General features: G+C 37.5%; 2 protein-coding genes and 1 pseudogene. 2 read left to right on the top strand and 1 reads right to left on the bottom strand.

Going from position 1 to position 3,668, the window contains the following annotated elements; all coding sequences use genetic code 11:
* Nucleotides 1-11 precede the first annotated feature (11 nt).
* Nucleotides 12-164, top strand: a pseudogene (locus J8M01_RS23575) (endonuclease III); the annotation flags it as partial.
* A gap of 262 nt (nucleotides 165-426) precedes the next feature.
* Here the strand turns inward: J8M01_RS23575 and J8M01_RS23570 are convergent.
* Entirely contained in the window at nucleotides 427-1,887 is a 1,461-nt protein-coding gene (locus J8M01_RS23570) for an alpha/beta fold hydrolase (RefSeq protein ID WP_211059572.1), read from the bottom strand.
* Nucleotides 1,888-2,054: 167 nt separating this feature from the next.
* Between J8M01_RS23570 and J8M01_RS23565 the strand changes: the two genes are divergently transcribed.
* A complete protein-coding gene (locus J8M01_RS23565; protein ID WP_211059571.1) occupies nucleotides 2,055-3,590 on the top strand; it encodes a LytTR family DNA-binding domain-containing protein in 1,536 nt (511 codons plus the stop codon).
* Nucleotides 3,591-3,668 lie beyond the last annotated feature (78 nt).

Here is a 3,668-nt window from a genome sequence, read left to right as displayed (position 1 = left end):
GGTGAAGTCGAAAAAAGCTTGAGAAATTGGTACCTGCTGAGTTTAAGGTTGATGTACATCACAGGCTTATTTTACATGGTTGTTATGTCTGTACCGCCCGTAAACCTAAATGTGGCTCTTACCTCATTGAAGATTTGTGTGAGTTTAAAGATAAAACAGAGTAGCCCTAGATCTGTTTTGAGTGAACAACGGACATTGAGTATCCAAGGCTTCACTCAGCCTTGGATGATAAAAACTCATTATCGCAATTGAATAAAAGCTACTCTCAAGCTGAGTCATTGAGGTACTCTCAACCTATATATCAATAAATACTACCTTTTTATTCCCCCGCTAATATTACCTAGCCATCAATAACTACATGGAGACTAAAACATAGTTTTATATTCACTAACCTGAATTCTGGAGAATAAATCAAAGTTCAACTCATTACTTCAAAAAAGGCGGTAATGTAAATTCGATTTCCTTGTCACCTATAGACTTGTCATCCAAAAACATTTTGATCGTTTCAGTTACTTTCGGTGACACCATAAACAAGTTGTGCCCTGCATTTTTCACAGTCACTTTAGTTAAGTTACTTAAACCTGCCGTTGCTTCATATTGAGACTGCACATACGTTCTGCCATCTAGTGTGCCGGATAACAATAACGTAGGTACATCTGAAACAGGCTTAGAACGAAAGTCATCACCTAAGTCTAAATTTGGAATAGCTTTGTTTAAATGCGGCATGGGAAAGTTTAGCATTTTACCTACCAAAGAGGCTGGCGCTTGTTGCTCAATTAAGATCTGCCGTTGGCTTGAGATACCTGATGCGATATCCATCCCAAACGACATGATGTCTAAACTGATGTTAGGCTCCATCAACCCTGCGCGCTTAATAACACTAGGAAGCATTACAGTAATGTCATTATCAATATCTGAATATAACTGCAGTAGCATTGAGACATAACGATGAGGGTCTGAAATCATTGCAGCCGCTATGCCTTGCATATGGCTTTTTTGAAATAAGAACTCTACTGACTTACCACCTTTTTGGGATATAGTCACTGAAATGGGGTTAATTGCTATTTTTTTATGTACCCGCTTTATTAAGCCAACAACGTCAGGGTATACCGCTTTGGCTTTAGGTTGTTGATTAATAGCTTGTTGCAAACGGTTAAAATACGCATCAGTTCTGGCAGGTAACTTCACTGTTTGGTCAAGCCCTTCCGCACTAGCAAGTATCATTTTATCGATATGGTTTTCCATCACCTTTAAGCTAGCAAGAGCTAGATGAGTACCATACGAGATACCCCATAAAGTAAGTTTTTCGACCTTGAGGTGCTTCCTCAAATCATTTAAATCGTGAGCACTTTGCACAGTAGTATAACCAAGTACATCGGCACCCTTTTCGCCCCAAAAACTAAAACACTCTTTAGCCGCTGCGCGATAAACCTTGCTAATTTTTGATACAGATAAACGCTCGTTTAAAGGTAAAGCTTGTGTCGATTCACATTTAGGGACAATCCGTGATTTTCCTGTACCACGTTGGTCCAAAGCGATCACATCACCAAATTCTCTTAATGCCATAAACAGAGGGAATCGAAAATTTGGATATTGTGCAGTTGAAATACCTGAGCCTCCTGGTCCCCCCGATAAATAAACTATAGGAGCACCTTTTTTATTGCCAGTGGCAGGAAAGCGAACATATGTAAGTGGAATAGATCGGCTATTTTTATTATTACGGTTTTCCATTACCTGTATAGAGCCTTCGTACGCTAACACTGACTGCTCACCACTTTTGAATTGGATTTCTCTCTCATTGCCAAACGTCTTAGCCGCAATACTGTTAAATGTCACTAATGGCGCTATTAAGAACAACAAACCAACGGTAAATTTTTTAATATTCATGACTTCATCCTACATGTTTCAATGTCGTCACTTTTACCTAAACAGTAAAAAAATTCACCCATAACTATTTGAAAGGCATGTTATTTACCGTTGATTTTCGTTGAGTGGTATAAACTAATCGGTAAAAGGTAGTGTAAGATAACGGAGTTTTTAATATAGTATTTACCATGAAGTTACGTATTCTCATATCTCAACTGTGTTTCATTCTGTTTCTGTATTCTGGATTCGGTTTCTCACAGTCTTTAGTGTCTATAAACTTAGATTCAGTCATTATCTGCCCGATAGTGACTTCTTCAGATGTAATGCCAAATTTTAATGAGCCTGAATGTAAAAAAAAACACGCTCGGCAAATAGATCCTCAAAACACTGCATTGTGGGTAAAAGCAACCATCAATGTTCCTAATCACATGGTAAAAGACACGCAACCTAAGAGTGTTTATATTTCAGGGAAGGCATCTAGTAAAGTTTATTTTAATGGTCATTACCTTGGTAGTAATGGTTCGCCTAATGCGATTCCCAATTTAGAACAAGTGGGAAAAATAGACGCGATGTTTTATGTCCCCGCTAAGTTAGTAAAACCTAATACCAACGAACTTATTGTAAAAATGTCATCTCATCACGGCTTTTTAACTTTAAGCGCCCCGTTAAATTTTATTGGTTTTGGCATCTATTCTGATCCGACTTATTTTATTCACCGAAATTTAAGTGTATCGATAGTACCACTCGGCGCTTTGTTATTAGGTGCCGTTTACTTTTTTGTCGCTAGCTTCAGCCCTAGAAAGCGGGCAAATAATTTGTTATTTTTATTGATGACCTCATTTGCATCATTACAGCTATTTGCTGAAATTTCTCGCGCATTATTTTCTTACCCATACCCGCTTCAAGATGTCAGACTACTGCTCATCGTTTCACTCTCGTTCTTATTTGGGATGTGTTTATTAAGCTTTGTTATTTTAAAGCTCGAAAAGAAAAAAACATATTGGTGGATTCTATCAGGTGCCAGTTTAAGTTTAACCACTGTATGGTTATCCCCCGGATTTGATCCAAAAACTGCTTTGGCGATACTGGTACCAAGTTTAATATGTGCATCACTGTTAACTATTCAAGCCTTAACAACTAAATCAAAAGAGTGGGTAACTTATGCAATTGTGTTTGTCTTTTCCTCACTCACCATTATATTAACGCTCACGACCTTTCATGATGTGCTTTTTTATTACATCATTACCACAGTGCTAATTTTTTTATTTATTCTTCAAGCCAAAAAACTCAATAAAGAACAAAAAGATAAAGAAGCAGAACAAGCCTTGGTTACCAAACTGCAACTCAAACTTAAACAAAACCAACAACAAACTAAACCTAACGTAATTAAAATTAACAGTGCGGGAAAATTAGAGCTTATCACCAGTGATAAAGTGGTGTTTTGCAAAGCCGCGGGGGATTACGTAGAAATTAACCTTAAAGATCATACACAACGTTTATTCACCGGCAGTTTAAAAGAGTTAGAAGCGACACTTCCTAATACTTTTTTGCGAGTGCATCGCTCATATTTAGTGAATGTAGATTGTATTCGCAGTCTAAATACAAAAAGTTCACAACAAACTGAAAAATCGAGTGCTGGCTTTTTACAACTTCACGATGTAATGGAAGTGCCTGTCAGTCGAAGAATTATGCCTACAGTTCGAAACTACATTAAGCAAAGTTAAGTATCGGAGCCCCAATCTGAGTATAAACACATATAGATCAGACCACTTTAGAGTTTAAGCGAACCCTGTAATCTGTAC

It is taken from the genome of Pseudoalteromonas sp. MMG005, assembly GCF_018101015.1.
Classification (GTDB): domain Bacteria; phylum Pseudomonadota; class Gammaproteobacteria; order Enterobacterales; family Alteromonadaceae; genus Pseudoalteromonas; species Pseudoalteromonas aurantia.
The sequence above is the reverse complement of the archived record's forward strand: the minus strand, read 5'-3'. Positions and strand labels throughout refer to the sequence as shown.